Annotated in this window: 1 protein-coding gene; it reads left to right on the top strand. The window is 65.3% G+C overall.

All coding sequences use genetic code 11. The annotated features are described in order from the left end of the window. Positions 1-31 precede the first annotated feature (31 nt). Positions 32-378, top strand: a 347-nt coding sequence (locus tag EN879_RS38770) for an alpha/beta hydrolase (protein WP_164774982.1), incomplete at its 3' end; no start/stop codon positions are given.

Below are 378 nucleotides of genomic sequence, written 5' to 3'. Positions count from 1 at the left end.
ACCTACCCCCCTCCACTTCCGTATCTTCCCCATGAACCTGATCTACGCCGCCCTTGCCTTCCTGATGGCGCTTGTCTTCGGCTTTGTCGGCATCACCCGCGTCGGCTCATGGTTGATCGAGCACCGCGATCCGCCGTTCGGCGAGTTCGCCGACATCGACGGCGCCCGCATCCACTATGTCCATGTTCCGGCACCCGCCAACGCCGAGCTGCCGCCGATCGTCTTCATCCACGGCGCCAGCGCCAATCTCAGGGACCAGATGCTGCCGCTGCGTCCCTTGCTCGAAGGCCGCGCCGAAATGCTGTTCTTCGACCGGCCAGGCCACGGCTGGTCGGGTCGCGGCACCAACAACGAGAACCCGTCGGCGCAGGCCAACAC

The sequence above is a fragment of the Mesorhizobium sp. M7A.F.Ca.AU.002.02.1.1 genome, assembly GCF_003998535.1.
In the GTDB taxonomy this organism is placed as follows: domain Bacteria; phylum Pseudomonadota; class Alphaproteobacteria; order Rhizobiales; family Rhizobiaceae; genus Mesorhizobium; species Mesorhizobium ciceri.
Note: the sequence above shows the minus strand (reverse complement) of the source record. Positions and strands in the feature narration are given on the sequence as shown.